Origin of the sequence: Phenylobacterium sp. (assembly GCF_036501465.1) — a bacterium.
Lineage (GTDB): Bacteria > Pseudomonadota > Alphaproteobacteria > Caulobacterales > Caulobacteraceae > Phenylobacterium.
In genome coordinates, this window is record NZ_DASYAF010000136.1 from 1 (window position 1) to 23,304 (window position 23,304).

Annotated in this window: 20 protein-coding genes and 1 pseudogene; 16 read left to right on the forward strand and 5 right to left on the reverse strand. The window is 69.6% G+C overall.

Annotation, left to right across the window (positions count from 1 at the left end; genetic code table 11):
• From VGL85_RS14070 to VGL85_RS14090, 5 genes and pseudogenes are all read left to right on the forward strand, one after another.
• Positions 1-139, forward strand: a pseudogene (locus VGL85_RS14070) (IS481 family transposase); the annotation flags it as partial.
• Positions 140-456: 317 nt separating this feature from the next.
• Complete coding sequence (locus tag VGL85_RS14075; protein WP_331589582.1) at positions 457-1,392, forward strand: hypothetical protein; 936 nt, start codon at positions 457-459, stop codon at positions 1,390-1,392.
• Positions 1,373-4,363 carry a hypothetical protein gene (locus VGL85_RS14080; RefSeq protein WP_331589583.1) on the forward strand — a complete coding sequence of 997 codons (2,991 nt, stop codon included), beginning with the start codon at positions 1,373-1,375 and terminating at the stop codon, positions 4,361-4,363. The genes VGL85_RS14075 and VGL85_RS14080 overlap by 20 nt, the downstream gene beginning before the upstream one ends.
• A gap of 75 nt (positions 4,364-4,438) precedes the next feature.
• On the forward strand, positions 4,439-5,428 hold the full coding sequence (locus VGL85_RS14085; protein ID WP_331589584.1) for a DUF4402 domain-containing protein: 990 nt from the start codon (positions 4,439-4,441) through the stop codon (positions 5,426-5,428).
• A gap of 87 nt (positions 5,429-5,515) precedes the next feature.
• Positions 5,516-6,061: a peroxiredoxin gene (locus tag VGL85_RS14090; protein ID WP_331589585.1), complete on the forward strand. Its 546-nt coding sequence runs from the start codon at positions 5,516-5,518 to the stop codon at positions 6,059-6,061.
• Between the two features lie 19 nt (positions 6,062-6,080).
• Here the strand turns inward: VGL85_RS14090 and VGL85_RS14095 are convergent, their stop codons facing one another.
• Complete coding sequence (locus VGL85_RS14095) at positions 6,081-6,608, reverse strand: DUF2059 domain-containing protein (protein WP_331589586.1); 528 nt, start codon at positions 6,606-6,608, stop codon at positions 6,081-6,083.
• Between the two features lie 232 nt (positions 6,609-6,840).
• Here VGL85_RS14095 and rpsF point away from each other — a divergent pair, with 232 nt between their 5' ends.
• From rpsF to alr, 6 genes are all read left to right on the forward strand, one after another.
• The gene (gene rpsF, locus VGL85_RS14100; RefSeq protein ID WP_331589587.1) at positions 6,841-7,209 is read left to right on the forward strand and encodes a 30S ribosomal protein S6; all 369 of its coding nucleotides are present in this window, start codon (positions 6,841-6,843) and stop codon (positions 7,207-7,209) included.
• The gene (gene rpsR / locus VGL85_RS14105; protein ID WP_331589588.1) at positions 7,209-7,490 is read left to right on the forward strand and encodes a 30S ribosomal protein S18; all 282 of its coding nucleotides are present in this window, start codon (positions 7,209-7,211) and stop codon (positions 7,488-7,490) included. Before rpsF ends, rpsR begins: the two co-directional genes overlap by 1 nt.
• A 13-nt stretch (positions 7,491-7,503) precedes the next feature.
• Positions 7,504-8,088 (forward strand): 50S ribosomal protein L9, encoded by a 585-nt coding sequence (rplI, locus tag VGL85_RS14110; protein ID WP_331589589.1) that lies wholly within the window; start codon positions 7,504-7,506, stop codon positions 8,086-8,088.
• Between the two features lie 162 nt (positions 8,089-8,250).
• Positions 8,251-10,677: a TonB-dependent receptor gene (locus VGL85_RS14115; RefSeq protein ID WP_331589590.1), complete on the forward strand. Its 2,427-nt coding sequence runs from the start codon at positions 8,251-8,253 to the stop codon at positions 10,675-10,677.
• Between the two features lie 185 nt (positions 10,678-10,862).
• Positions 10,863-12,356: a replicative DNA helicase gene (locus tag VGL85_RS14120; protein ID WP_331589591.1), complete on the forward strand. Its 1,494-nt coding sequence runs from the start codon at positions 10,863-10,865 to the stop codon at positions 12,354-12,356.
• Between the two features lie 28 nt (positions 12,357-12,384).
• Positions 12,385-13,494, forward strand: coding sequence for an alanine racemase (gene alr, locus VGL85_RS14125; RefSeq protein ID WP_331589592.1), 1,110 nt, complete (start codon positions 12,385-12,387; stop codon positions 13,492-13,494).
• On the opposite strand, the gene VGL85_RS14130 is transcribed toward alr, so the two are convergent.
• Positions 13,491-14,123 carry a Yip1 family protein gene (locus VGL85_RS14130; RefSeq protein WP_331589593.1) on the reverse strand — a complete coding sequence of 211 codons (633 nt, stop codon included), beginning with the start codon at positions 14,121-14,123 and terminating at the stop codon, positions 13,491-13,493. The two genes, alr and VGL85_RS14130, sit on opposite strands and share 4 nt — an antisense overlap.
• 126 nt (positions 14,124-14,249) lie before the next feature.
• Here VGL85_RS14130 and radA point away from each other — a divergent pair, with 126 nt between their 5' ends.
• The 5 genes from radA to VGL85_RS14155 are packed head-to-tail and all read left to right on the forward strand — an operon-like array spanning position 14,250 to position 19,512.
• A complete protein-coding gene (gene radA / locus VGL85_RS14135; protein WP_331589594.1) occupies positions 14,250-15,620 on the forward strand; it encodes a DNA repair protein RadA in 1,371 nt (456 codons plus the stop codon).
• Entirely contained in the window at positions 15,611-16,249 is a 639-nt protein-coding gene (locus VGL85_RS14140; RefSeq protein ID WP_331589595.1) for a CvpA family protein, read from the forward strand. The genes radA and VGL85_RS14140 overlap by 10 nt, the downstream gene beginning before the upstream one ends.
• Positions 16,239-17,726 carry an amidophosphoribosyltransferase gene (gene purF, locus VGL85_RS14145; RefSeq protein WP_331589596.1) on the forward strand — a complete coding sequence of 496 codons (1,488 nt, stop codon included), beginning with the start codon at positions 16,239-16,241 and terminating at the stop codon, positions 17,724-17,726. The genes VGL85_RS14140 and purF overlap by 11 nt, the downstream gene beginning before the upstream one ends.
• Positions 17,726-18,739 carry a bile acid:sodium symporter family protein gene (locus VGL85_RS14150; RefSeq protein ID WP_331589597.1) on the forward strand — a complete coding sequence of 338 codons (1,014 nt, stop codon included), beginning with the start codon at positions 17,726-17,728 and terminating at the stop codon, positions 18,737-18,739. The genes purF and VGL85_RS14150 overlap by 1 nt, the downstream gene beginning before the upstream one ends.
• Positions 18,740-18,750: 11 nt before the next feature.
• Positions 18,751-19,512, forward strand: coding sequence for an SDR family NAD(P)-dependent oxidoreductase (locus tag VGL85_RS14155; RefSeq protein WP_331589598.1), 762 nt, complete (start codon positions 18,751-18,753; stop codon positions 19,510-19,512).
• On the opposite strand, the gene der is transcribed toward VGL85_RS14155, so the two are convergent.
• Genes der through VGL85_RS14170 form a run of 3 tightly spaced genes read right to left on the reverse strand, consistent with a single transcriptional unit; the run spans position 19,460 to position 23,236 of the window.
• Complete coding sequence (gene der, locus VGL85_RS14160; protein ID WP_331589600.1) at positions 19,460-21,052, reverse strand: ribosome biogenesis GTPase Der; 1,593 nt, start codon at positions 21,050-21,052, stop codon at positions 19,460-19,462. The genes VGL85_RS14155 and der overlap by 53 nt on opposite strands.
• A gap of 22 nt (positions 21,053-21,074) precedes the next feature.
• Positions 21,075-22,460, reverse strand: coding sequence for a PQQ-like beta-propeller repeat protein (locus VGL85_RS14165; protein WP_331589601.1), 1,386 nt, complete (start codon positions 22,458-22,460; stop codon positions 21,075-21,077).
• A complete protein-coding gene (locus tag VGL85_RS14170; RefSeq protein ID WP_331589602.1) occupies positions 22,457-23,236 on the reverse strand; it encodes a tetratricopeptide repeat protein in 780 nt (259 codons plus the stop codon). Before VGL85_RS14170 ends, VGL85_RS14165 begins: the two co-directional genes overlap by 4 nt.
• Positions 23,237-23,304: the final 68 nt, after the last annotated feature.

The following is a 23,304-nucleotide window of genomic DNA, read 5'->3' on the forward strand; positions in this document are numbered from 1 at the left end:
CGACGCCTACAACTTCGCCAAGCGGCTGAAGACCCTACAGGGCCTCACACCCTACGAAGCCATCTGCAAGGCCTGGGCGGATAAGCCGGATCGCTTCAGGATCGATCCCGTCCACTTGACCTCGGGACTGAACACCTAGGCGAATTTCCCGCGGGCCATGCGGGCCCCTGGCGCTCAGGGTGAACCGCGCTGGGCGGCCCGCGACCGGCGCTGAAGCTTCACCGTCCGCAAGCGGCCAGCCCAGATGATGTTAAGGATATCGCGGCACTATCTGAATCGTCGCGGCTCGATGTCGGGGGTGGGCGCGGCGCGGCAATCCGTCCTGCCCCGGGGGCCTTGCGACCTGGACTGTAAGAGATGGATATTGCCCGTGTTCATGCGCTTTCCGCTCGCCGTCCCTGCGGACGCGATCGGGCCCTGGGCGCCGACGGACGCTGCAACCGGGTCGGGCCGCGGATGAAATCCCTGATCGCTGCGCTGCTCGTCGTCTCGACGCTCCTGGCGCCTGGACTGGCCCCGGCGCAGTCCGCCGCGCCCCAGCCCAGCGCACCCAAGCCCGCAGTCTCCACGACTGTTGCGTCGGCCACCGGCGCCAACCTCAACATCTCACCCAAGCGGGTCACCTTCGATCGCAACCACCGCTCGGCATCGGTCTTCATCTTCAACCAGGGCAGCGGCCCCGGCAGCTTCGACATTTCGCTGATCGACCGGGTGATGCTGCCCGACGGCCAGATCCTGCCGGTGGCCGACGCCGAGAAGAGTCCGCAGACCCAGGCCGTCGCCGAACGGGTGAAGTCGGCCCAGGCGATCCTGCAGGTCTCGCCGCGGCGGGTCACCCTGGCGCCGGGCCAGGGCCAGACCGTGCGCCTGCGGATCGTCGGCCAGCCGTCCGATCCTGCGGTCTCGGAGGTGCGCAGCCACCTGACCATCGCCGCCCTGCCCCCGCGGGATTCCGGCACGACCGCGGAGGCCGCCGCCGCCGGCCCCTCGCAGCCCGGCCAGCTCAGCTTCCAGATCAACGCTCTCCTGGGCCTCAGCATCCCCGCCATCGTGCGGTTCGGCGATATCGACATCCGCGCCGGCCTGGAAAACCCGCGCGTCTCCCTGGAGAAGCTGAATGGCCCCAATGGCGCCGTAACGCCGGTGCTCAGCGTCGACCTGGTCCGCCAGGGCGCCAATTCGCTGTTCGGCAACCTCGACATCCGCGTCGCCGGCCAGCCCAAGGAGCAGCCGATCGGCATCGCGCACGGGGTGGGCGTCTATACCGAGATCGATCGCCGCGTCCTGCGCGTGCCGCTCACACGGGCGCCGGCGGCCGGCGAGCATCTCGAGGTGACTTTCACCGACGACGACACATCGCCGGGAAAGCTGCTTGCAAAACTTACGCTTTAGTCGAACCGCGCTGTTCGCGACGGCTGCGGTCCAGCTCTGCGCGGCAGGCCCGGTCCTGGCGCGTGGCGGCGTTGGGGACGCCCTGGCCAGCCTGATGCTGGACGCGCCGGCGAGACAGCCGGGCGAGGCCTTGGCGAGCCTGCTGATTTCCGGCGAGGCCGCCGCACCGGGGCCGCGCACCGCCTCCGGCCGTTCGCCGCAAGCCTACCCGACCGCCTTACCCAACCTGTCCTCCCCCGTGCAGGCCCGGTCCGGCGAGGCGCTGGGCGGCCTGATGCTTGCCGCGGCCCAACCGGGCGCGGCGGGGGCCTCACAGGGCCGAGCCCCGGGCGACGGGACGCCCGGCCGCTTCCCGGCCCCCGATCCGCAGGCCCTTCTGCTGTTACAGGTCCAGCTCGACGAGCTGACCCTCACCGACGGCATGGCCGCCTATGGCGACCCCGGCGACCCGCTGCTGCCGGTTGGGGAGCTCAGCCGCCTGCTGGAGCTGGATGTCGACGTCAGTCCGGCCGATGGGCGGATCACCGGGCGCCTGGGCGAGGCGCAGCGGGCGCTGCTGATCGATCTGCCGACGGGAATCGCGCGGATCGGACCCGTCCAGGTCCCGCTCGCGCCCGGCGACACGGCGGTCGATGGGGCGGACATCTATGTGCGGGCCTCCGTGCTGGCCCGGCTGCTGCCTCTGAAGTTCGCCGTGGACAGCCGCGCGCTGCAGATGCGGCTTACCGCCACCGAACCCCTGCCGATCCAGAGCCGGCTGCAACGGCTGGCGCGGCTGCGCCAGACCCCGACCTCGGCCGCGACCCAGGCGATGCGCGTCGAGACGCCCTACAAGCTGTTCACGCCGCCGTCCTTCGACATCGCGCTGGGCCTGGGCGCCCAGACGCTCGCGCCGCGCACGCCCACCCGCTACGACATCCGCCTGGGCGGCGACCTGCTCTACTCCGGCCTGCAGGCCTACGTCGGCTCCGACGACTCGGGCCGGATCACCACCACCCGGGTCCTGCTGGAGAAGCGCTCGCTTGACGGCGACCTGCTGGGGCCCCTGCACGCCCACGACGTCAGCCTGGGCGACGTCTACACCCCGGCCCTGGCCATCGGGCCGCGCAGCCTGGGCGGCCGCGGCTTCCAGTTCTCCACCGCCCCGCTCGACCAGGCCAACGTCTTCAACCGCATCGACCTGCGCGGCGAGCTGCCGATCGGCGACGACGTCGAGCTCTATGTGAACGACGTGCTGCAGGGGACCCAGAACCAGGCGGTGGGCGGCCAGTACGAGTTCCTGAACGTGCCCCTGACCCAGGGCATCAACATCATCCGCATCGTCACCTACGGCCCACGCGGCCAGCGCAGCGAGGAGACGCGGATCATCAACGCAGGCGGCGGCCTGTTGAAGCCGGGTCAGGCGACGTTGGATTTCGGTGTCGTCGACCAGAACCAACCGCTGTTCCGAACCGCCAATGAGGATCCCTTCAACCTCGGCGCCCTCGACAAGGTGACCGGCAAGCCGCGCGTGGTGGCCAACGCCAGCTATGGCGTCACCCAGTATCTGACCGCCTCGCTGGGCGGAGCCGCCTACACCGACCAGTTGGGCGTGCAACGCGATCTCGTGACCGGCGGCCTGCGCACCTCGATCGAGGGATTCGCCACCGAGCTGGACCTGGCGGGCGACGACAAAGGCGGCGAAGGCGCCTCCATCGACATCGCCGGGCGGGTGTTCGGGGCCAACGCGGTGCTGCGGCACTCGGAGTACCGCGGCGGCCTCCTGGACGAGAACAACGCCGAGGCTGACATCGACCGGCCGCTCAGTCGGCGCACGGAGCTGGACGTCGACGACAGCGTGCATCTGGGCGGGCTGGCCGTGCCGGTTTCGCTGCGGGCGCTGCGCGACAGCTACGCCGACGGCGGGACGGCCTGGATCGGCCAGGTCCGCGGCTCGGCGACGCTGGGCTCGATCCTCTACTCCTCCGGCTTCGAGTACGACGCCACCACCTCGGCGCAGGGGGTGGACGCCGACGTTCTCAGGGGCTTCCTGTCGCTTTCCACCTTCCGGAACTACAGGTGGCAGGTCCGCACCACCCTCGACTATGACGTGACCCCAGACCTGCGGGTGACCGGGCTCGAGGTGCTGGTCGACCGCTCGCTCACCGATCGCTGGTCGCTGCGCCTGGGCGCCACCGAACGGTTGGACTCGCCGAAGGATCTCGAACTTCTGGTCGGAAGCACGACCAAGACCCGGTTCGGCGACCTGGCGATCACCGGCCAGTACGACACCAACCAGAACGCCTGGACCTTCGGGGCCCAGATGAACTTCGGCATCGGCTACAACCCGAAGTCGGGCTACCAGCTCACCCGCTCCGGCCCGGGCTCGGGCGGGTCGGTGGCGTTCCACGCCTTCGTCGACACCAACGGCAACGGCCACTGGGACCCAGGCGAACGCGGCGTCGCCGGCATCACCCTGGAGGGCGGCGAGTTGCGGGCGACGACCGACGCCGATGGCCGCGCCTATATCTCCGGCTTTGGCGCCGCACCGACCGCCCGGCTGCTTGTGGGCGTCACCGAGATCGAAACCGCGGGCCTCAAGGCGCCGCCGAGCGTCATCCAGTTCACGCCGCGTCCCGGCGGGGTGGCGGAGATCGAATATCCGCTGCGCCCCACCGGCGAGGTGATGGTCAACATCCGGCTGCAGCGGCCGGGCCAGCAACCGATCGGCCTGTCGGCGACCCGCGTGCGGCTGATCGACCAGAAGGGCGTGGCCATCGACGGCGTGACAGAGTTCGACGGCTCGGTGAACTTCCAGGACCTGCCGGCGGGGACCTATCGGCTGGAGCTCGACAAGGACCAGGCGAGCCGCCTGCACATGCGCCTGAAGGCGCCGGTGACCATCGTCATCAAGCCCGACGGCTCGATCACCCCGGACGTCACGGCGCAGATCGAGTTCGAGGCGCGCGCCGACACGCCGCAACCCGGCTAGCCGGTGGGACGCTGTGCGCCACAGGCGGTTGCGGCTAGACTGTGCGCCGCAATGGGCGGGGCGTCAGGGTTGTCGGTGGCGGGAAGGCTTTCCAGGGTCCAGGGCGCGATCCTGACGCTGGCCCTCTGCCTGGCGGCCCCCTTCGCCGCCCGGGCCGCATCCCTCTACACCGTCACCGTCGCCAGCGCCGACCTGGGCGTGGTGACCTCGGCCGTCGCCGGCGACACCGACTTCCGCATCGACCCCACCGCCGGCGCGGTCACCATCGTTTCCGGCCAGGCGACCCGCTCCGCCAACAGCTCCACCCGGGCCATGGTGACGGTGGCCTGCGCGGCGCAGGTGGCCGGCGACTGCACGCACAACGTCAATGTGCGCCTGACGGCGGCCGGCTCGCCCGCCGGCCGCGCCCGGGCGCTGACCCGCCTGACCTTCGTCATGGGCACCGCCCAGCTCGCCGGAAGCCCCGGTCCGCCCGGCCAGGCGGCCTTCACCATCGCGCCGGTCGGCCCCAACGCCTCGGTGACCTTCTTCGTAGGCGGCGACTTCGCCATCGCCGGCGACGATTCCGGCCTTTCCACGGGCGTCGCCGAGGCGGACTTCACCGCCGCCGTTTCGGAGACGACGCCCACCGGCGGCGGGACCGGCCGGTTCGTGGCCACCGTCATTCGGTCCATCTCCGTCAGCAAGACCTCCGACCTCGTCTTCGGCAGCGTGCAGCGGCCGGTCAGCGGCGCAGGCTCGGTGACCATCGATGCCGTCACCGGCGCGCGCACCCTGACCAACGCCAATGGCCTGCCCACGCCTGTGCCGGCGCGGGCGACCTTCAGCATCGCCGGCGAGGGCGGCCAGGCCTTCACCGTCACCGTGCCGTCCAGCTTCACCATGAACGGGCCCCAGCCCCTGACCGTCACCACCAGCAGTTCCTCAGCCTCGCCGGTGCTGAGCGGCAGCCTGGGCTCGCAGGGCTCGTTCGTGTTCGGCGTGGGCGCGACGGTCCCGCTCAGTTCAACGACCCCGACCGGCGACTACAGCGGCAGTTTCACCGTCACGGTGGCCTATAACTGACGCTGGGTAACCTAGGGCGCGACAAGCCGTCCGGGTGCGTGTAGGAAAGCCTCGCTCAAGGCCGAAAAACCGCCAGGGGAGACATCCATGAAAACGCTTATCACCAGCCTCGCCATCGGGACCGTCGTCGCCGCGGCCCTCGCCACCGCCGCCGCCGCCGAACTGAAGGCCGGGACCAAGGCGCCGGACTTCACCGCGCCCGCCTTCCTGGCCGGCCAGCCCTTCACCTACAAGCTCGCCGACGCCCTGAAGAAGGGCCCGGTGGTGGTCTATTTCTTCCCCGCCGCCCACACCAAGGGCTGCAACATCGAGGCCCACCTGTTCTCCGAGGCCATCGACCAGTTCAAGGCCGAGCACGCCACGGTGATCGGCGTGACCGCCGGCAACACCGACCAGCTCGCCGACTTCTCCAAGGAGACCGAGCACTGCGGCGGCAAGTTCCCGGTCGCCTCCGACCCGGGCGCCAAGATCGCCAAGGAATATGACGCGATCCTCGCCCAGAAGCCGGACTGGTCGAACCGCACCTCCTACGTGATCGCGAAGAACGGCGAAGTCGCCGACGTCTATTCGGCGCTGGACCCGACGGACCACGTCAGCAAGACCCTGGCGGCCGTGAAGGCCCTGAAGAAGTAGGACCGATCCCGCGCGCCGGTCAGGCCGGCGGCTTGCCCGGCGCGCCCACCTTCGTGCAATCGATCTTCGCGCAGAGGCGGCGGGTCACGTCGGCCGTCATCTCCGGCATGAGCTCCGTGACGATCGGCGTCATCTTGCTCATCATCACCGGCATCTTGGCGATCATCGCCTTGCCGCTGGGCGAGTCATAGAAGTTCACCAGGTCCTGCAGTTCCTGCTCGCTGAAGGTCTCGGCGTAGAGCGGCGCCGTGCGATCGATCACCTTGCGCATCAGGTCACCCATCGACTCGGTCACCGCCTCATTGATCGCCCGGGCCTGCTCGTCGGTCAGGTTCGGGTTCGCCTTGCGCGATTGAGCGATGATCGCCGGCGCCATCTGGCGCATGGCGTTGGTCATCATCTGATCCATCTGCATCTCGTTGAAGAGCTTGCGGGCCAGCTCCAGGCTGTGCGGATTGGGCGGCGCGTCGGCGCAGACGGCGGGCGTGGCGGCGAGCACGGCCGCAGCGGCCGTGACGATGATGACGGTGCGACGAAGGCTGAACATTGCGGCTCCCCTGGCTTGGCCTGCGAGGCTGCGCCACGCGCTCTCGCCCGGCAAGCCACAAAGCCTTGCGCCCAAGGGGTTTTTCCCCTATCAGCCCGCCTCTTCACGGAGAGCGGTCTCTCGCGGAACTCAAAAGGGTCGGGAAACCCCCGGCCGCCGCGGCGAGAACCATCGTATCCGGCGGACCTTCCGCCACCGGACGCGCCGCCCTCCCAGCCGGAAGAAGGAACCTATGGCGCTCTACGAGCACGTCGTCATCTCGCGGCAGGATATTTCGCCGCAACAGGCCGAAGCCCTCAACGACACCCTGAAAGCCCTGGTGGAAGCCGGCGGCGGCACGGTGGCCAAGATCGAATACTGGGGCCTGCGTAACCTCACCTACCGCATCAAGAAGAACCGCAAGGGCCACTACTCCCTGCTGGCCATCGACGCGCCCTCCGAGGCGGTGAAGGAGATGGAACGCCAGCTCAGCATCAACGAAGACGTGCTGCGTTACCTGACGGTGCGCGTCGACGAGCTGGACCTGGAGCTCAGCCCCATCCTCGCCCGCCGCGACCGTGATCGCGAGCGCCGCGACGACGCCCCGCAAGGAGCCTTCTGATGACCGACGAAACTGTTGTTGAAGCGCCCGCCGCTGGCGGCGCCTCCGGCGGCGGCGCGCGCCGGCCGTTCTTCCGTCGCCGCAAGGTGTGCCCGTTCTCCGGCGCCAACGCGCCGAAGATCGACTACAAGGACGTGAAGCTGCTGCAGCGCTACGTCTCCGAGCGCGGCAAGATCGTGCCGTCGCGCATCACCGCGGTGTCGGCCAAGAAGCAGCGCGAACTCGCCAAGGCGATCAAGCGCGCCCGCTTCCTGGCGCTGCTCCCCTACGTCGTGAAGTAAGGGGGCCGCACAGATGAAAGTTATTCTGCTCGAACGGGTTGAAGGCAAGGGCGGCCTCGGCGACGTGGTCAACGTCAAGGACGGCTACGCCCGCAACTTCCTGCTGCCGCGGTCCAAGGCGCTGCGCGCCAACGCCGCCAACATGAAGGTCTTCGAGGCCCAGCGCGCCGAGATCGAATCCCGCAACGCCAAGGCCAAGGACGCCGCCGGTCAGTCGGGCGAAAAGCTCGACGGCGCGTCCTACATCATGATCCGCCAGGCGGGCGAAAGCGGCCAGCTCTACGGCTCGGTGGCCGGCCGCGACGTGGCCGACGCGATCAACGCCGAAGGCGGCTCCAAGGTCGACCGCGCGATGGTGGTGCTCGACAAGCCGATCAAGACGCTCGGCCTGCACGAGGTGAAGGTCCGCCTGCATCCCGAGGTCACCGTCACCGTGACGCTCAACATCGCCCGCAGCGCGGACGAAGCCGAGCGCCAGGCGAAGGGCGAGAACGTCATCGAGGCGCAATTCGCCGAAGAGCGCATCGCCGACGAACAGGCGCAGGCCGACCTGCTGGAAGGCGGCGCAGGCCAGCACGAGGCGTTCAGCGAGGCCTGACGGCCACATCATCGCCAAGAAGTCAGGGCGCGGAGGCCATCTCCGCGCCCTTTTTTCGGCGCTGTGGCCAAATTGTCATTTACGCCGTCACGAAGCACCCTAGCTAAGCCTCAATTGGGCCGTGACGGGGGCAAAACCCGTTGCAAGTACGGGAATAAATATATGAAAACTCGCATACTTCTGTTCTCCGCCGTGTCGGCGGCGAGCCTCATCGCGACGGGCGCCTTCGCCCAGTCCAAACCGGCCACCAACGCCGCCGCCGCGGCCGACGTCTCCGAGCTGGTGGTCACCGGCAGCCGCGCCGAACCCAAGTCGCGCCTGGAGACCATCGCCCCGGTGGACGTGGTCACCGCCCAGGCTCTGCAGGAGCACGGCTCAACGGAACTCGCGGCTTCGCTGGCCGCCATCGTGCCCTCTCTCGACTTCCCGCGCCCATCCAACACCGACGGCACGGATTCGGTCCGCCCTCTGACCCTGCGCGGCCAGGGCCCGGATGAAACCCTGGTGCTGATCAACGGCGTGCGCGCCCACACCTCGGCCCTGGTCAACCTGAACGGTTCGGTGGGCCGCGGTTCGGCCGCCGTCGACCTTAACACCATCCCGGAAGTGGCCCTGAGCAAGATCGAGGTGCTGCGAGACGGCGCCTCGGCGCTCTACGGCTCCGACGCCATCGCCGGCGTGATCAATCTGGGCCTGCGCGAAGCCGACCACGGCGGCGGCGCCGAGGCGACCTACGGCGAGCACGTCACCAACGTCAATTACTTCTACTCCGGCAGCCGTCACCTCACCGACGGCGCCATCACCACCGTCGCCGGCTGGCAAGGCTTCAAGCTCGGGTCCGACGGCTTCCTGACCGTCTCAGCCCAGTACAAGGACCAGGACCCCACCAACCGCTCCGACGCCGACCCGCGTTTCCCCGCGCTGGGCGTCGACTCCCGCTTCGGCGACGGCTCGGTGGAGGAATCCACCCTCTATTTCAACGCCGGCAAGCCGCTGGCGGACGGCTGGGAGCTGAAGGCCTGGGGCGGCGGCCAGCTGCGCCACTCCGAGACCGCGGCCACCTTCCGCGCGCCGAACGACGCGACGCAGAACATCCCTTCGGTCTATCCGAACGGCTACCTGCCCCTGATCAACACCCATTCCGACGACTTCAGCCTGGGTGGCCAGCTGATCGGCGCAATCGGCGGCTGGAAGTCGACCTTCAGCCTCGACTACGGCTGGAACCGCCTGCAGTACGGCGTCGAGCATACCCTGAACCCGTCGCTGGGCCCGACCTCGCCGCACTCGTTCTATGCGGGCGAAATGACCTACGACCAGACCGTGGGCAACGCCGACTTCAGCCGTGAATTCAACATCGGCACGGCCGAGCCGCTCACCGTGGCCTTCGGCCTCGAGGCGCGCGACGAGCAGTTCAAGATCGGCGCGGGCGAGCCGGGCTCCTACGAGCGCGGCACGGTTGATCCGCAACTGTCCCTAGGCTCGCGCGGCTTCTCCGGCTTCACGCCCGACAACGTGATCGACAAGACCCGCTCCAACGTGGGTGTCTACCTGGACCTGGAGGACAAGATCACCAACTGGTTCACCGCCTCGGCGGCGGTGCGCCAGGAGCACTACTCCGACTTCGGCGACGCGACCTCGGGCAAGATCGGCCTGCGCGCGGACGTGACGCCGGAGTTCGCCCTGCGCGCCTCGGCGGAGAGCGGCTTCCGCGCCCCCAGCCTGCAGCAGCAGTACTTCACCTCCACCTCGATCCTGTTCATCAACGGCGTGCCCTTCGACACCGGCACCTTCCCGTCGATCAGCGCGACGGGCAAGGCGCTGGGCGGCAAGCCGCTCCAGCCGGAGAAGTCGGGCAACTATTCGGTCGGCTTCGTCTTCCACCACGACCGGTTCGAAGCCACCGTCGACGCCTATCAGATCGACGTCTTCAACAAGATCGTGCTCTCGGAAACCTTGACCGGCAGCGCCACGGCGACGCCGGGCTCGGACGCGGCGGTGATTTTCAACCTGCTGCAGCCCTTCGGCGCCTCGGCGGCCCGCTTCTTCCTGAACGGCGTCGACACCCACACCCAGGGCATCGACTACAGCGTGAGCTACCGCCTGCCCACCGACCTCGGCGACTTCAACCTGTCGGCCAGCGCCAACCAGAACATGGTCAAGGTGACCAAGACGCCGGCCACGCCGATCACCATCCTGCCGATTCCGACGTCGCTGTTCGCCCGCCAGGCCGTGCAGCGCTTCGAGCACGGCCAGCCCGGCTACAAGGTCACCCTGCAGAGCGACTGGTCGAAGGACAACTGGGGCGGGACCCTGCGCTCCACCTTCTATGGCGACGTGCTCTCGCCGGGCACCAACCTGGACGGCAGCGCCGACGTGCGCACCGGCCAGCGCAGCGTCTGGGACCTGGAAGGCCGCTACACCTTCCCGCACCAGGTGACGCTGGCGCTGGGCGCGGACAACCTGTTCGACGCCTATCCGCGGCAGATCCCGAAGCTGTTGGACACGACGGGCGCTGCGCCCTTCACCTCGTTCTCGCCGTTCGGGTTCGACGGCCGCTTCGTCTATGGCCGCCTGAGCGTCCAATGGTGATCTGACGGCCTATCCAATACCCTCAGGGGACGGACGAGGCGGGCTGGTTCTCCAGCCCGCCTTTTTCGTGGCTCCGCTTGCAACCCAGGCAGGCTTGTCCACAGGCGATCAATTGTCTGTTGAAAGGCCGGGGCGCGGCGTTTCTGCCGATGCTATTGCGCCGCCCCATGGGCTATCGATGAGCCATGGCCCTAGTCCCCGCCCTCGACCTGCGCCCCGTGCCCAGCGATCCGCCGATCGCCCACGCCCCGGCCAACATCGAGGCCGAGCAGGCGCTGCTGGGCGCGCTGCTCTACGACAACTCCGCCTTCGAGCGGATCGGCGACTACCTACAGGCCCGCCACTTCTTCGAGCCGTTCCACCAGCGGCTGTTCGCCGCCATCGAAACCAACATCCGCAAGGGCCAGCTGGCCGAGCCGATCCTGCTGGCCGAGCAGTTCGCCCGCGACGTGGGCTTCGAGGAATTGGGCGGCGTGCGCTACCTGGCCGACCTGGTCGAGCGCGCCCCGCCGGCTGCCAACGCCCCGGACTATTCGCGCGCCATCTACGACCTGGCCCTTCGCCGCGACCTGATCCGCATCGGCGGCGACATCTCGACGTCGGCGACCGAGGGCGATCCCGAGCTTTCGGCCCGCGACCAGATCGAGGCCGCCGAGCAGCAGCTCTACGCCCTGGCCGAGACCGGCGGCGTCTCCCAGGGCTTCGTCAGCTTCACCGACGCGCTGAACGGCGCCGTCACCCTGGCGGCCGAAGCGCACAGCCGCGACGGCGGCCTGGCCGGCGTCTCGACCGGCCTGATCGACCTCGACGCCAAGATCGGCGGCTTGCACCCTTCCGACCTGGTGATCATCGCCGCGCGCCCCTCCATGGGGAAGTCGTCGCTGGCCTCCAACATCGGCTTCGACGTGGCGCGCAACTACGCCTGGGAGCCGCAGCCGGATGGCTCGAAGAAGACCGTGCGCGGCGGGGTCGTGGCCTTCTTCTCGCTGGAAATGAGCGCCGACCAGCTGGCCATGCGCATCCTGGCCGAAGTGTCGGGCGTCTCCGGCGACCGCCTGCGCAAGGGCGAGATCGACGCCAATGAGTTCGGCCGCGTGCGCGACGCCGCCTTCCAGATCCAGGACGCGCCCTTCTACATCGACGACACCGGCGGCATCACGCTGGCCAAGCTCACCGCCCGTGCGCGGCGGCTGAAGCGGACGGTCGGCCTCGACCTGTTGATCATCGACTACCTCCAGCTGATCACCATTGGGACCACCAGCCGCCAGGACAACCGCGTGCAGGAGGTCTCGGCCATCACCCAGGGGCTGAAGGCGCTCGCCAAGGAGCTGTCGATCCCGGTCATCGCGCTGGCCCAGCTCTCCCGCCAGGTGGAGAGCCGCGAGGACAAGAAGCCCCAGCTCTCCGACCTGCGGGAATCCGGCTCGATCGAGCAGGACGCCGACATGGTGATGTTCATCTACCGCGAGGCCTACTACCTCTCCCGCCTGGAGCCCCGGGAAGGCAGCGAGGAGCACTTCAAGTGGCAGGAACAGATGGACCAGGTGCGCGGCCTGGCCGAGGTGATCATCGGCAAGCAGCGCCACGGCCCGATCGGCAATGTGAAGCTGAGCTTCAACGAGGACCTGACCAAGTTCGGCAATCTGGCGCGCGACCATAGCCGCTACGACGCGCACTGACGCGGCGATGAGCCTCCGGGGGAGCGATGTGGGGAGCGAGCCGCCCGGTGACTCCGGGGCGGCCCGGCTGACCATCGACCTCGACGCCCTGGCCCACAACCACGCAGCCCTGCGCGCGGAGGCGGCCGGGGCGGAGATCGCGCCGGTCCTGAAGTCCGACGCCTATGGCCTGGGCGCCGGGCCGGTGGGCCGCCGGCTCTGGGCGGAGGGCGCGCGCAGCTTCTTCGTGGCCCGGCTGTCCGAGGGGGAAATCCTGCGTGCGGCCCTGGGCGCCGGGCGGCCGGCGGCGATCTATGTCCTGGACGGCTTCACCCAGGGCGCGGGCCGGCGCCTGGCCGGCGCGGACCTGACGCCCATCCTTTCCAGCCTGCCGCAGGTCGCCGCGGCCACGGATTTCGCCGCCGCCCGCGGCCGGGCCCTGCCCTGCGCGATCAACATCGACACCGGCATGAGCCGCCAGGGCCTGACCCTGGATGAGGCCCGCGCCGCCGTGCAGGCGGTCGACCGCCTGCGCGGCCTCGACGTCGGCCTGGTCATGAGCCACCTCGGCTCCGCCGCCGAGCCGGAAACCCCCCGTAACATCGGTCAGTTGGCGCGGTTCCTTGAGGCGCGCGAGCTGTTCCCCGAGGCCCGTGCGAGCCTCTCGGCCTCCGCCGGGATCTTCCTCGGGCCCGACTACCGCTTCGACATGTCCCGTCCGGGGATCAGCCTGTTCGGCGGCGGCCCGCGCGAAGTCCCGGACCCGCGGCTGCAAGCCGTGGCCAGCCTCACCGCGCCGATCCTCGACGTCCGCAACCTGCGCCCCGGCGACATCCTGGGCTATGGCGACAGCCTGCGCATACCCGAGCCCACCCGCGTGGCGGTGGTCGCCGCCGGCTACACCGACGGCGTGATCCGCGCGGCGCGCGGGGCGGGCTACGCCTGGCTGGCCGGCGCGAAACGGCGGCTGATGATCGTCAACATGGACATGCTTGTGATCGAGATCGGCGACGCGCCCGCCGCGCCCGGCGACACAGTCGAACTGTTGGGCGCCCATGCCCAGCTCGACGACCTCGCCGCGGCCGGCGGCACCGTCGCCCACGAAATCCTCGTCCGCCTCAGCCGCAGGGCGGAGCGCGTCTACCTCGGCGAGGCCTAGTAGATCCGCACGGGGCCGCCGACGTCGCTGACGTTGTGCGACACCGTATTGATCACCGCGAACATCAGCACCGAGATCGCCAGGATCAGGCCGAAGTAGGTGAGCGTGGAGTCCGGGTTGGATCGCATCACCCGCGGCAGGCCGAGGTACAGGAGATAGAGGCTGTAGAGGCAGCCCAGGAAGGCGATCAGCTCGCCGGCCATGGGCAGCAGGGCGAACAGGCCGAACACCCAGGCCGAGGTCCCGGAATAGGCCACGAGCTTGAACGCCTGGGTCAGCCCGCGATCGCCGCCGAACCGCGGCGAGGCCACGTCGACGATGACCGCCATCAGATAGGTCGCGATGAGGATCAGCACATATTCCGCCAGCCCGCCGCCGATGATCGACAGGAAGCTCGGCTGATAGCGGGTGCCGAACAGCACGAAGCCGTGGAAGGAGATCAACCCGACGGCCGTGGCCGCCGCGGGAAGCGCGGCCAACGGCAGCACCCAGTGGCGATAGAGCCCTTCGATGGTCGCCGGCTCGTCGGCGAGGACCTCCCAGGTCTCGGCCGGGTGCAGCAGGAGGTTCAGCATCCGCGCCACCGGGCCTCCAGGGATGCGGGGCTCTCCCGGCTCCGCTTCGGTCATGGCGTCCGTCTCCCGTCGTTCCTATCTGAGCCTAGCCCAACGCCGCGCCTCAGCAAGCGCAAGGCGGGGCGGCCCAGGTCAGCTAGACTGATCCCCATATCGAATCAGGAGCTTGTTCGTTCCGCCATGGCCCGCGACGGCGCCGTATACGCCTGCCAGTCCTGCGGGGCCGTCCAGACCAAGTGGGCGGGCCAGTGCCCGGCCTGCAACGCCTGGAACAGCCTGGTCGAGGAGGTGCAGTCGCGCCCGCCCGGCGCCCTGGCCCCCTCGCGCTCGACTGCTCGCGGCAAGGGCCTCGCCTTCGAGGGGCTTGAGGACGAGACGCCGGCCCCGCCGCGCATCGCCACCGGCGTGGAAGAGTTCGACCGGGTGTGCGGCGGCGGCGTGGTCCCGGGCTCGGCGATCCTGCTGGGCGGCGACCCAGGCGTCGGCAAGTCGACCCTGTTGCTGCAGGTCGCCGCGGAAGCCGCCAAGCGGGGCGCGCGCTGCGCCTACATCTCGGGCGAGGAGGCGGTGGAGCAGGTGCGTGCCCGCGCCCAGCGCATGGGCCTGGCCGAGGCGCCGGTGAAGCTGGCGGCCGAGACGGCGTTGCGCACCATCGTGGACGGCCTGAAGCGCGAGCCCTTCGACCTGGTCGTCATCGATTCCGTCCAGACCCTGTGGAGCGACGCCCACGAGGCCGGGCCGGGCTCGGTCACCCAGGTGCGCGCGGCCGCCGGCGAGCTGGTGCGCCTGGCCAAGAGCCGCGGCGTCGCCATCGTCCTGGTGGGCCACGTCACCAAGGAAGGGACCATCGCCGGGCCCCGCGTCATCGAGCACATGGTCGACGCGGTCCTCGCCTTCGAAGGCGAGCGCGGCTACCCGTTCCGCATCCTGCGCGGGGCCAAGAACCGCTTCGGCGCCACCGACGAGATCGGCGTCTTCGAGATGGGCGATGCGGGCCTGCGCGAGGTGCGCAACCCATCGGCCCTGTTCCTCAACACGGCCGGCGCGCGAGCGGCCGGCGCGGCGGTGTTCGCCGGCATCGAGGGCTCGCGCCCGGTGCTGGTGGAATTCCAGGCCCTGGTGGCGCCCAGCGCCTACGGCACGCCCCGGCGCGCGGTCGTCGGCTGGGACAGCGGGCGCCTGGCCATGGTGCTGGCGGTGCTGGAGGCGCGCTGCGGCCTGTCGCTCGGCGACCGCGACGTGTACCTGAACGTCGCCGGCGGCTTGCGCATCACCGAACCGGCCGCCGACCTCGCCGCCGCCGCCGCGCTGGCTTCCTCCGCCCTCGACGAGGCCCTGCCGCAGGATTGCGTGGTGTTCGGCGAGATCAGCCTTTCCGGCGAGGTCCGCGCGGTCAGCCGCATGGACAGCCGCCTCAAGGAAGCCGCCAAGCTGGGGTTCCGTCGCGCCCTCGGACCGACGGAGATGGATGGTGGCGCGAGCATGGGAACCATAGGCGCAGGTCGGCTGGCCGACGCCATCGCCCGTATCGGGGACGCGCGATGGGACTAGGCATCACCCAGTTCGACCTGCTCGTCCTGGTCCTGCTGCTGGTCTCGGCGGCGGTGGGCTTTGCGCGGGGCGCGGTGCTGGAGGTTGTCTCCCTGCTGGCCCTGGTGATGGGCGCGGCGGTGGCGGTGTTCAGCCTGCACATCACCGCCCCCTATTTCCAGAAGGTGCTGCATCCCGGCTGGCTGGCCACCGGGGCGGCGCTGATCCTGGTCTTCGTGGTGGTCTATATGATCGTCCGGGCGGCGGGCGCGGTGATCGCGCGGCAGATCCAGGAGACCGAGTTCCTGGGCGCTCTCGATCGCAGCGCGGGCCTGGCGATCGGACTGCTGCGCGGGCTGCTGGTGCTGGGCGTTCTGGACCTGATGTTCGTCGCCGCGACGCCTGAGGACCTGCGGCCCCACTGGATCGTCGGGGCCAGCACCTGGCCGCTCGCCCAGGACATGGGCAAGGCCCTGACCGCGCTCGCGCCCCAGGGCCTGGACATCGCCGGGCGGATCAAACCGGCCTTCGACAACGCCCTGCAGGGCGCCAAGCACGACGCCATAGATGACAGATTGAAGTCAGAAGGCTACGACGCCCGCCAACGCCAGGAAATCGAGGACCTTATGGAGAAACGCGATGAGCGCTGAGACGCGACGTTCGCAGATCCTCCTCGATCCCACCGACGACGCCCCGCGACTGGAATGCGGCGTCTTCGGCGTCTTCGACACGACCGAGGCGGCCGGTCTCACCGCGCTCGGCCTGCACGCCCTGCAGCATCGTGGACAGGAGGCCTGCGGTATCGCCGCCTTCGACGGCCAGCGCTTCCACACCGAACGGCACATGGGCCACGTGGGCGACGCTTTCGGCGGCGCGGACCTGACCGAGCGCCTGCCCGGCCGCTTCGCCATCGGCCACACGCGCTACTCCACCTCCGGCGGCTCGGTGATCCGAAACGTCCAGCCGATGTTCGCGGACATGGAGGCGGGCGGCGTGGCCCTGGCCCACAACGGCAACCTGACCAACTTCCTGACCCTGCGCGAACAGCTCGTGGCCAACGGGGTCATCTTCCAGTCGACCTCGGACTCCGAGGTGATCCTACACCTGATCGCCCGCTCACGCCGGTCGCGGTTCGTGGAGCGCTTCATCGAGGCCCTGTCGCAGATCGAGGGCGGCTACGCCCTGGTGGCGCTGACGAACAAGAAGCTGATCGGCGTGCGCGATCCGCTGGGCATCCGCCCGCTGGTGCTTGGCGACCTGAACGGCAAGCCGATCCTGGCCTCCGAGACCTGCGCGCTGGACATCATCGGCGCCAAGTTCGTGCGCGACATCGAGCATGGCGAGCTGGTGGTCATCGACAAGAACGGCATCCAGAGCCTGCGGCCGTTTCCGGCCCAGCAGGCCCGGCCCTGCATCTTCGAATACGTCTATTTCGCGCGCCCTGACTCCGTCGTGAACGGCCGCTCGGTCTACGATGTCCGCAAGCGCATGGGCCGTCGGCTGGCGCAGGAGAGCATGGTCCCCGCCGACGTGGTCGTGCCGGTGCCCGACAGCGGCGTGCCCGCGGCCCTCGGCTTCGCCCAGGAGACCGGCCTGCCCTTTGAGATGGGTATCATCCGCAACCACTACGTCGGCCGCACCTTCATCCAGCCCACCCAGGCGACCCGCGAATCCAGCGTTCGGATGAAGCTGTCGCCCAACCGCTCGGTGCTGGCCGGCAAGCGGGTCTTCCTGATCGACGACAGCATCGTGCGCGGCACCAATTCGGTGCGTGTGGTGCGCATGGTGCGCGAGGCCGGCGCGGCGGAGGTGCATCTGCGATCCGCCTCGCCGCCGATCCAGTGGCCGGACTTCTACGGCATCGACATGCCGGACCGCGACAAGCTGCTGGCCGCCAATCATTCGGTCGAGGAGATCGCCAAGATCCTCGACGTGGACTCCATGGGCTACCTCTCCGTCGAGGGCCTCTACTGGGCGATGGGCGAAGGCCCGCGCGACGCCGCCCAGCCGCAGTTCACCGACCACTACTTCACTGGCGACTACCCCACGCGCCTGCTGGACCGCGAGATCGCCGAAGGCCGCAATGAGGTTTCCGAGCGGCAGCTCTCCTTCCTGGTCGACGCCTAGTGAGCGAAGCCGGCCCAGGCGGATGGCTTTCCCGCCTGAAGGTCGACAAATATCTCCTGCTGATCCTGTCGATGGTGGTGGCCGCCTCGTTCCTGCCGGCCCGGGGCGTCGCCGCGCACGGTTTCAGCCTCGCCACCAAGGTCGCCATCGGCCTGGTGTTCTTCCTGCACGGGGCGAGGCTGTCACGCGAGGCTGTGATCGGCGGGGTGACCCACTGGCGGCTGCACCTGGTGGTGATGGGCTCGACCTTCGTCCTGTTCCCCCTGCTCTGCCTGGGGATCGCCGCCCTGCCCGCCTGGATCACGCCCTCGGCGCTGGCCGGCGGGATCGTCTTCCTGGGGTGCCTGCCCTCGACCATCCAGTCCTCCATCGGCTTCACGGTGATCGCGCGGGGCAATGTGGCCGCGGCGGTGGCGGCGGCCTCGGCCTCCAACCTGATCGGCATCGTGCTGACGCCGGTGCTGGTGGGCTTCCTGATGCACGCTCAGAGCGCGATCTCGCCCAGCTCCGCCTGGGCCATCGTGGAACAGCTCCTGCTGCCGTTCATCGCCGGCCAGGTGCTGCGCCGCTGGATCGGCGGCTGGGTTTCGGCGCACGCGAAGCTGGTGCAGATCGTCGACCGCGGCTCGATCCTGCTGGTGGTCTACACAGCCTTCTCCAGCGCCGTCGTCGAAGGCGTCTGGTCGAAGATCGACGCGCTCGACCTCGCCCGCCTGCTGGTGATCTGCAGCGTCCTGCTGGCCGTCGTCCTGATGGCGACCTTCTTCACGGCGCGGGCCCTGGGCTTCGCCAAGCCGGACGAGATCGCCATCGTCTTCTGCGGCTCGAAGAAGAGCCTGGCGAGCGGCGTGCCGATGGCCGGCGTGCTGTTCCCCGCCGCCACCGCCGGCCTGGCGCTCCTGCCCCTGATGCTGTTCCACCAGATCCAACTGATGGCCTGCGCCGTGATCGCCCAGCGCTACGCGAACCGCGCCGACACGATCGCGGCAGACACCGAGGCCGCGAGCGGCTAGGACACCGCCCCATGTCTGCTTCTCCTGCCTCCGAAAAGCCGCTCGCCGGCAAGATCGCCCTTGTGACCGGCGCCAGCCGCGGTATCGGCCGCGCCGCCGCCTTCGCCTTGGCCAAGGCCGGCGCCCACGTCGTCGCCGTCGCCCGCACAGAAGGCGGCCTGACCGAACTCGACGATGAGGTGTTCGCCGCGACGGGCGAGCACGCCACCCTGGTTCCCATGGATATCGCCGAGGGCGATGGCCTCGACCACCTGGGCCTGGCGCTGCACAACCGCTTCGGCCGGCTGGACATCCTGGTGCATGCCGCCGCGATCCTTGGGCCGATGACTCCGGTCAGCCACCTCGAGCCCAAGCATTGGGACCGCACCGTGGCGGTGAACCTGACCGCCTCCTACCGGCTGATCCGCGCCACCGAGCCCCTGCTGCGCGCCGCCGAGGCCGCACGCGCCATCTTCCTGACCAGCGGACGGGCGTCGCGGCCCAAGGCCTTCTGGGGGCCCTACGGGATCACCAAGGCCGGGCTGGAGCACATGGTCCGCACCTGGGCGGACGAACTGGAGCAGACCAGCATCCGCGCCGTCCTGCTCGACCCCAACACCATGCGCACCAGAATGCGCGCCGAGGCCATGCCGGGCGAGGACCCCGAGACGGTGACCCCGCCGGAGGAGATCGGGCCGCTGATCGTTGAGCTGGCGCAGGCCGACCTGGGCCTGCCGACCGCTAACGTGGTCTTCGCGGACTGGAAGACGGCCGGGACGCTCGCTTCGGCTTGACCCCGGGCCGGGCCAGCTTGGCGGCGCGGCCGCGGGGCGCACCGGACTTGGCGGGCTTGGCCTTGGATTTGCCGGGCGCTCGGGACTTGCCCGCCGCGCCGGCCTTGGCCTTCGCCGCCGCCGCGATCCGGGTCTTGGCCTTCAGGCCCGTGGTCGGCAGGGCGACACCGAATGGTGCGCGCTCGGAGCCCTGGCCGGCCTTCTCCTCCCCCTCGGCGTAGGGGTTCTTGTTCGACTTCACCGTCACCCGGATCGGCACGCCCGGCAGGTCGAAGCTCTCGCGGATCGAATTGACCAGGTAGCGGCGGTAGCTGTCGGGCAGCTGGTCGGCGCGGCTGGCGAACAGCACGAAGGTCGGCGGCCGCGACTTGGTCTGGGCCATGTACTTGGGCTTGATCCTGCGCCCATTCACCGCCGGCGGGGGGTGGCGTTCGGTGGCCATGCGCAGCCAGTCGTTGAGGTCGCGGGTCTTCACCTTGGTCGACCAGTCGCCGTGCACCTTGAAGACCGCCGGCATCAGCTTTTCGAGACCACGACCGGTCTCCGCCGACAGCGCCACCACCGGCGCGCCCCTGAGCTGCGGCAGGTGGCGCTGGGCGTCCTCGATGAATTCGGCGAGCTTCGCCTGCTGGTCCGCCACCAGGTCCCACTTGGCCAGGACGAAGACCAGGCCCCGGCCCTCACGCTCCACCAGGTCGGCGATCTGCAGGTCCTGAATCTCGAAGGGATGGGTGGCGTCCATCACCAGGATCACCACCTCGGCGAAGGTGATGGCGCGGATGGTGTCGGCGGTGGAGAGCTTCTCCAGCTTCTCCTGCACCTTGGCGCGGCGGCGCAGGCCCGCGGTGTCGACCAGCCGGACCGGGCGGTCCTCCCAGGTCCAGTCCACCGGGATGGCGTCACGGGTGATCCCGGCCTCGGGGCCGGTCAGCAGGCGGTCCTCGCCGATCAGCCGGTTGACCAGGGTCGACTTCCCGGCGTTGGGCCGGCCGACGATGGCGATCTTCACCGCCTTGTCGCCCGCCTCATCCTCGAGGTCGCTCTGGTCCGCCGCCACGGCGATGAGAGCGGCGTAGAGGTCGGCCATGCCCTCGCCATGCTCGGCGGAGATCGGCACGGGCTCGCCCAGGCCCAGACCGTAGGCCTCCAGCACGCCGTCGTCACCGGCCTTGCCCTCCGCCTTGTTGGCGGCCAGCACGACCGGCATGTCGCGCCGGCGCAGGATCTCGGCGAACACCTCGTCCAGGCCGGTCACGCCATCGCGGCTGTCGACCACGAAGAGGGCCACATCGGCCTCGTCGAGCGCCAGCTCGGTCTGGGCGCGCATCCGCGCTTCCAGGCTTTCGTCGGCGACGTCCTCGAAGCCGGCGGTGTCGATCAGTTCGAGGTCCAGGTCGCCGATCCGGCCCGTGCCGAAGCGGCGGTCGCGGGTCACGCCCGGCCGGTCGTCGACGATGGCGAGCTTGCGACCCGCCAGCCGGTTGAACAGGGTGGACTTGCCGACGTTCGGACGCCCGACGATCGCGAGTTTCAGCGCCATGGCGTCAGCATAGACCGATTGCTCAGCGCAGAGCGATCAGTTGGCCGGTGTCCGTGACCACATAGACCATGTCGCCGGCCGCGATTGGCGACATCAGCACGGGCGCGCCGAGTTCGACCTTCTTCTCCACCGCGCCCGTCTTGGCGTTCAGCGCCTCCAGTTCGCCGCCCGACGAGACGACCAGCAGACGGTTGTCGACCAGGATCGGGCTGGTCCACAGCGGCTTGGGGATGGTGTGGGCGCCGATGCCCCAGATCCCGCCCTTCTTCTTCGGCACATAGCCGGCGTTGAGATCCTGGATCCAGTAGATCTGGCCGCTTTCGCGGGCGGCGCACACCAGCTTGCCCTCGATGCCGACGGCATAGACCACGTCGCCCTCGGGAAGCGGCGAGGTGATCCCCACCAGCGGCAGGCTCCAGCGCGCTTGGCCGGTGCGAAGGTCGGTCGCGGCGAAGACGCCGGAGTGGCTGATCGCGAACACGTCGCCGCCGTAGACCACCGGCCGGCCGGGAATGTCGCGAATTTCCGACAGCGCGCTGGTGCGGCTGGCCCGCGACAGGGCGTTGTTCCACAGATCGTTGCCGTTGACCGTGCGCAGGGCCACCAGTTCGCCGGAGCCGAACGAGGCCACCACCGTGTCGCCGGCGATGGCCGGGCTTGAGGCGGCCAGGATCCGCGCCGATTCCGCCAGGGCCTGATAGGTCCAGCCTGGCGCGCCGGTCGCGGCGTCGAAGGTCAAAAGGGTGTTGTCGATGGCCACGGCCATCACCCGCCCGCCGGCCACGGTGGGCGCGCCATGGATCGGCTGCTCGGTGCGCACCCGCCAGCCGACACGGCCGGTGGCGGCGTCGAGCTCGGCCACCATCCGGAAGCCGGAGGTCATGTAGAGCTTGCCGCCGGAATAGGCCAGGCCGCCGCCGAAGCCCTCGCGATCGCGGCGGTTGTCGTTGGGCCGCATGTTGATCCGCCAGACCAGGGCGCCGGTCTGGGCGTTGTGCGCCTGGACGCCGGCCTGGGCGTCCATGGTGAAGACCTTGCCGTCGGCGGCGATCGGCGGGGCGGTGATCAGCTCCCCGCCCCTGGACGCCATGCCGATGCTCTTCTTCCAGGCGATGGCCAGGTTCGGCGCGGCGTCGGCGTTCCCCGTCGCCTGCTCGGGCGATCCGCCGGGCAGCGGCCAAGCGGCGATCTTCTCGACCTGCGGCAGGGCGAAGTCGACGCCCTTCAGCGCCTCGGCCGGCTCAAGCTTCTGATCGGTGGCGACGATCGAGATGCGATCGCCCTCGGTCGGGGTTTCCTTCGGCGTCGAGCCGTGGAACGGGTTCAGGCGGCCGATGGTCGAGCACCCGGCCACGCCGAACGCCGCGATCAGGGCGACCGCTATGAGACTCTTATGACGCGAGATCATTGGCCGCCGGACGGATCTTGCGCTTCAGGCGGGGCGACGCCCATCGGCGCGCCGTTCGGGCCGACCAGCATCGCCGGCGGCATGGCGATCGCCGCCTTGACCGTCGCGGGAACCGCCGCGGCCGAGCCGGTGTCGATCAGGTCCATGGCCGCCTTGGCCCGCTGGCGCAGCCCTTCGGGAGCGTCCAGCGACTGGGAAATGACCACGAAGTCGCCGCGGGCGCCCTTGTCGTCGCCCTTCATCAGCTTAGCGAAGGCCAAGGCCTCGCGCGCCTGCACCCGGTAGGGATGCTTGTCTTTCATCAATGGCGTCAAGCGCCCCTCCACGTCCGCGTAGGGAGCGGTGTCGAGGATCGCGAAGGCGGATTTGAGGCGCGCGGCGTCGCCGATGACATCATCCGGCGCGGCGGCGGCGGCCTGGTCGAACAGGGCGACGGCGGCCTTGACGTCGTCCGGCTTGCCGGCCGCCATCTTGAGCGCGCCCAACTGCATGAGGGACAGCGACTTGTAGGCCTTCGATTGCGACTTGCTGATCTCGGTGAACAGTTGCGTCGCCTTGGGGATATCGCCCTGCCCGCCCGCGGTCAGGGCCTGGGAATATTCCTCGGACGCCTTGTTGGTGATCTGCAGGTTGTATTGCTGCCAGCCCCAGACCCCGAGGGCGGCCACCAGGGCGACCGCGGCGGCCGTCAGCACCCACGGCGCGGCCCGGCGCACGAGCGCCTTGTAGCGGTCGGAGCGAAGCTGCTCCTCGACCTCTTCGAATAGATCGGTCAAACGGGGACTCCGGTCGAAAGCAAAGCCTGCGCGGCAGAGGCGGGGAACCTATAGCGCGCCGTTCCCCA

Coding starts and splice junctions, on each gene's coding strand:
- der (WP_331589600.1), bottom strand. CDS start 21,052: ATGGCGCTGAAACTCGCGATCGTCGGGCGTCCGAACGTCGGCAAGTCC.
- VGL85_RS14090 (WP_331589585.1), top strand. CDS start 5,516: ATGAAAACGCTTATCACCAGCCTCGCCATCGGGACCGTCGTCGCCGCG.
- VGL85_RS14120 (WP_331589591.1), top strand. CDS start 10,863: ATGGCCCTAGTCCCCGCCCTCGACCTGCGCCCCGTGCCCAGCGATCCG.
- VGL85_RS14115 (WP_331589590.1), top strand. CDS start 8,251: ATGAAAACTCGCATACTTCTGTTCTCCGCCGTGTCGGCGGCGAGCCTC.
- radA (WP_331589594.1), top strand. CDS start 14,250: ATGGCCCGCGACGGCGCCGTATACGCCTGCCAGTCCTGCGGGGCCGTC.
- VGL85_RS14155 (WP_331589598.1), top strand. CDS start 18,751: ATGTCTGCTTCTCCTGCCTCCGAAAAGCCGCTCGCCGGCAAGATCGCC.
- VGL85_RS14165 (WP_331589601.1), bottom strand. CDS start 22,460: ATGATCTCGCGTCATAAGAGTCTCATAGCGGTCGCCCTGATCGCGGCG.
- rplI (WP_331589589.1), top strand. CDS start 7,504: ATGAAAGTTATTCTGCTCGAACGGGTTGAAGGCAAGGGCGGCCTCGGC.
- VGL85_RS14095 (WP_331589586.1), bottom strand. CDS start 6,608: ATGTTCAGCCTTCGTCGCACCGTCATCATCGTCACGGCCGCTGCGGCC.
- purF (WP_331589596.1), top strand. CDS start 16,239: ATGAGCGCTGAGACGCGACGTTCGCAGATCCTCCTCGATCCCACCGAC.
- VGL85_RS14075 (WP_331589582.1), top strand. CDS start 457: ATGAAATCCCTGATCGCTGCGCTGCTCGTCGTCTCGACGCTCCTGGCG.
- VGL85_RS14130 (WP_331589593.1), bottom strand. CDS start 14,123: ATGACCGAAGCGGAGCCGGGAGAGCCCCGCATCCCTGGAGGCCCGGTG.
- rpsR (WP_331589588.1), top strand. CDS start 7,209: ATGACCGACGAAACTGTTGTTGAAGCGCCCGCCGCTGGCGGCGCCTCC.
- rpsF (WP_331589587.1), top strand. CDS start 6,841: ATGGCGCTCTACGAGCACGTCGTCATCTCGCGGCAGGATATTTCGCCG.
- VGL85_RS14140 (WP_331589595.1), top strand. CDS start 15,611: ATGGGACTAGGCATCACCCAGTTCGACCTGCTCGTCCTGGTCCTGCTG.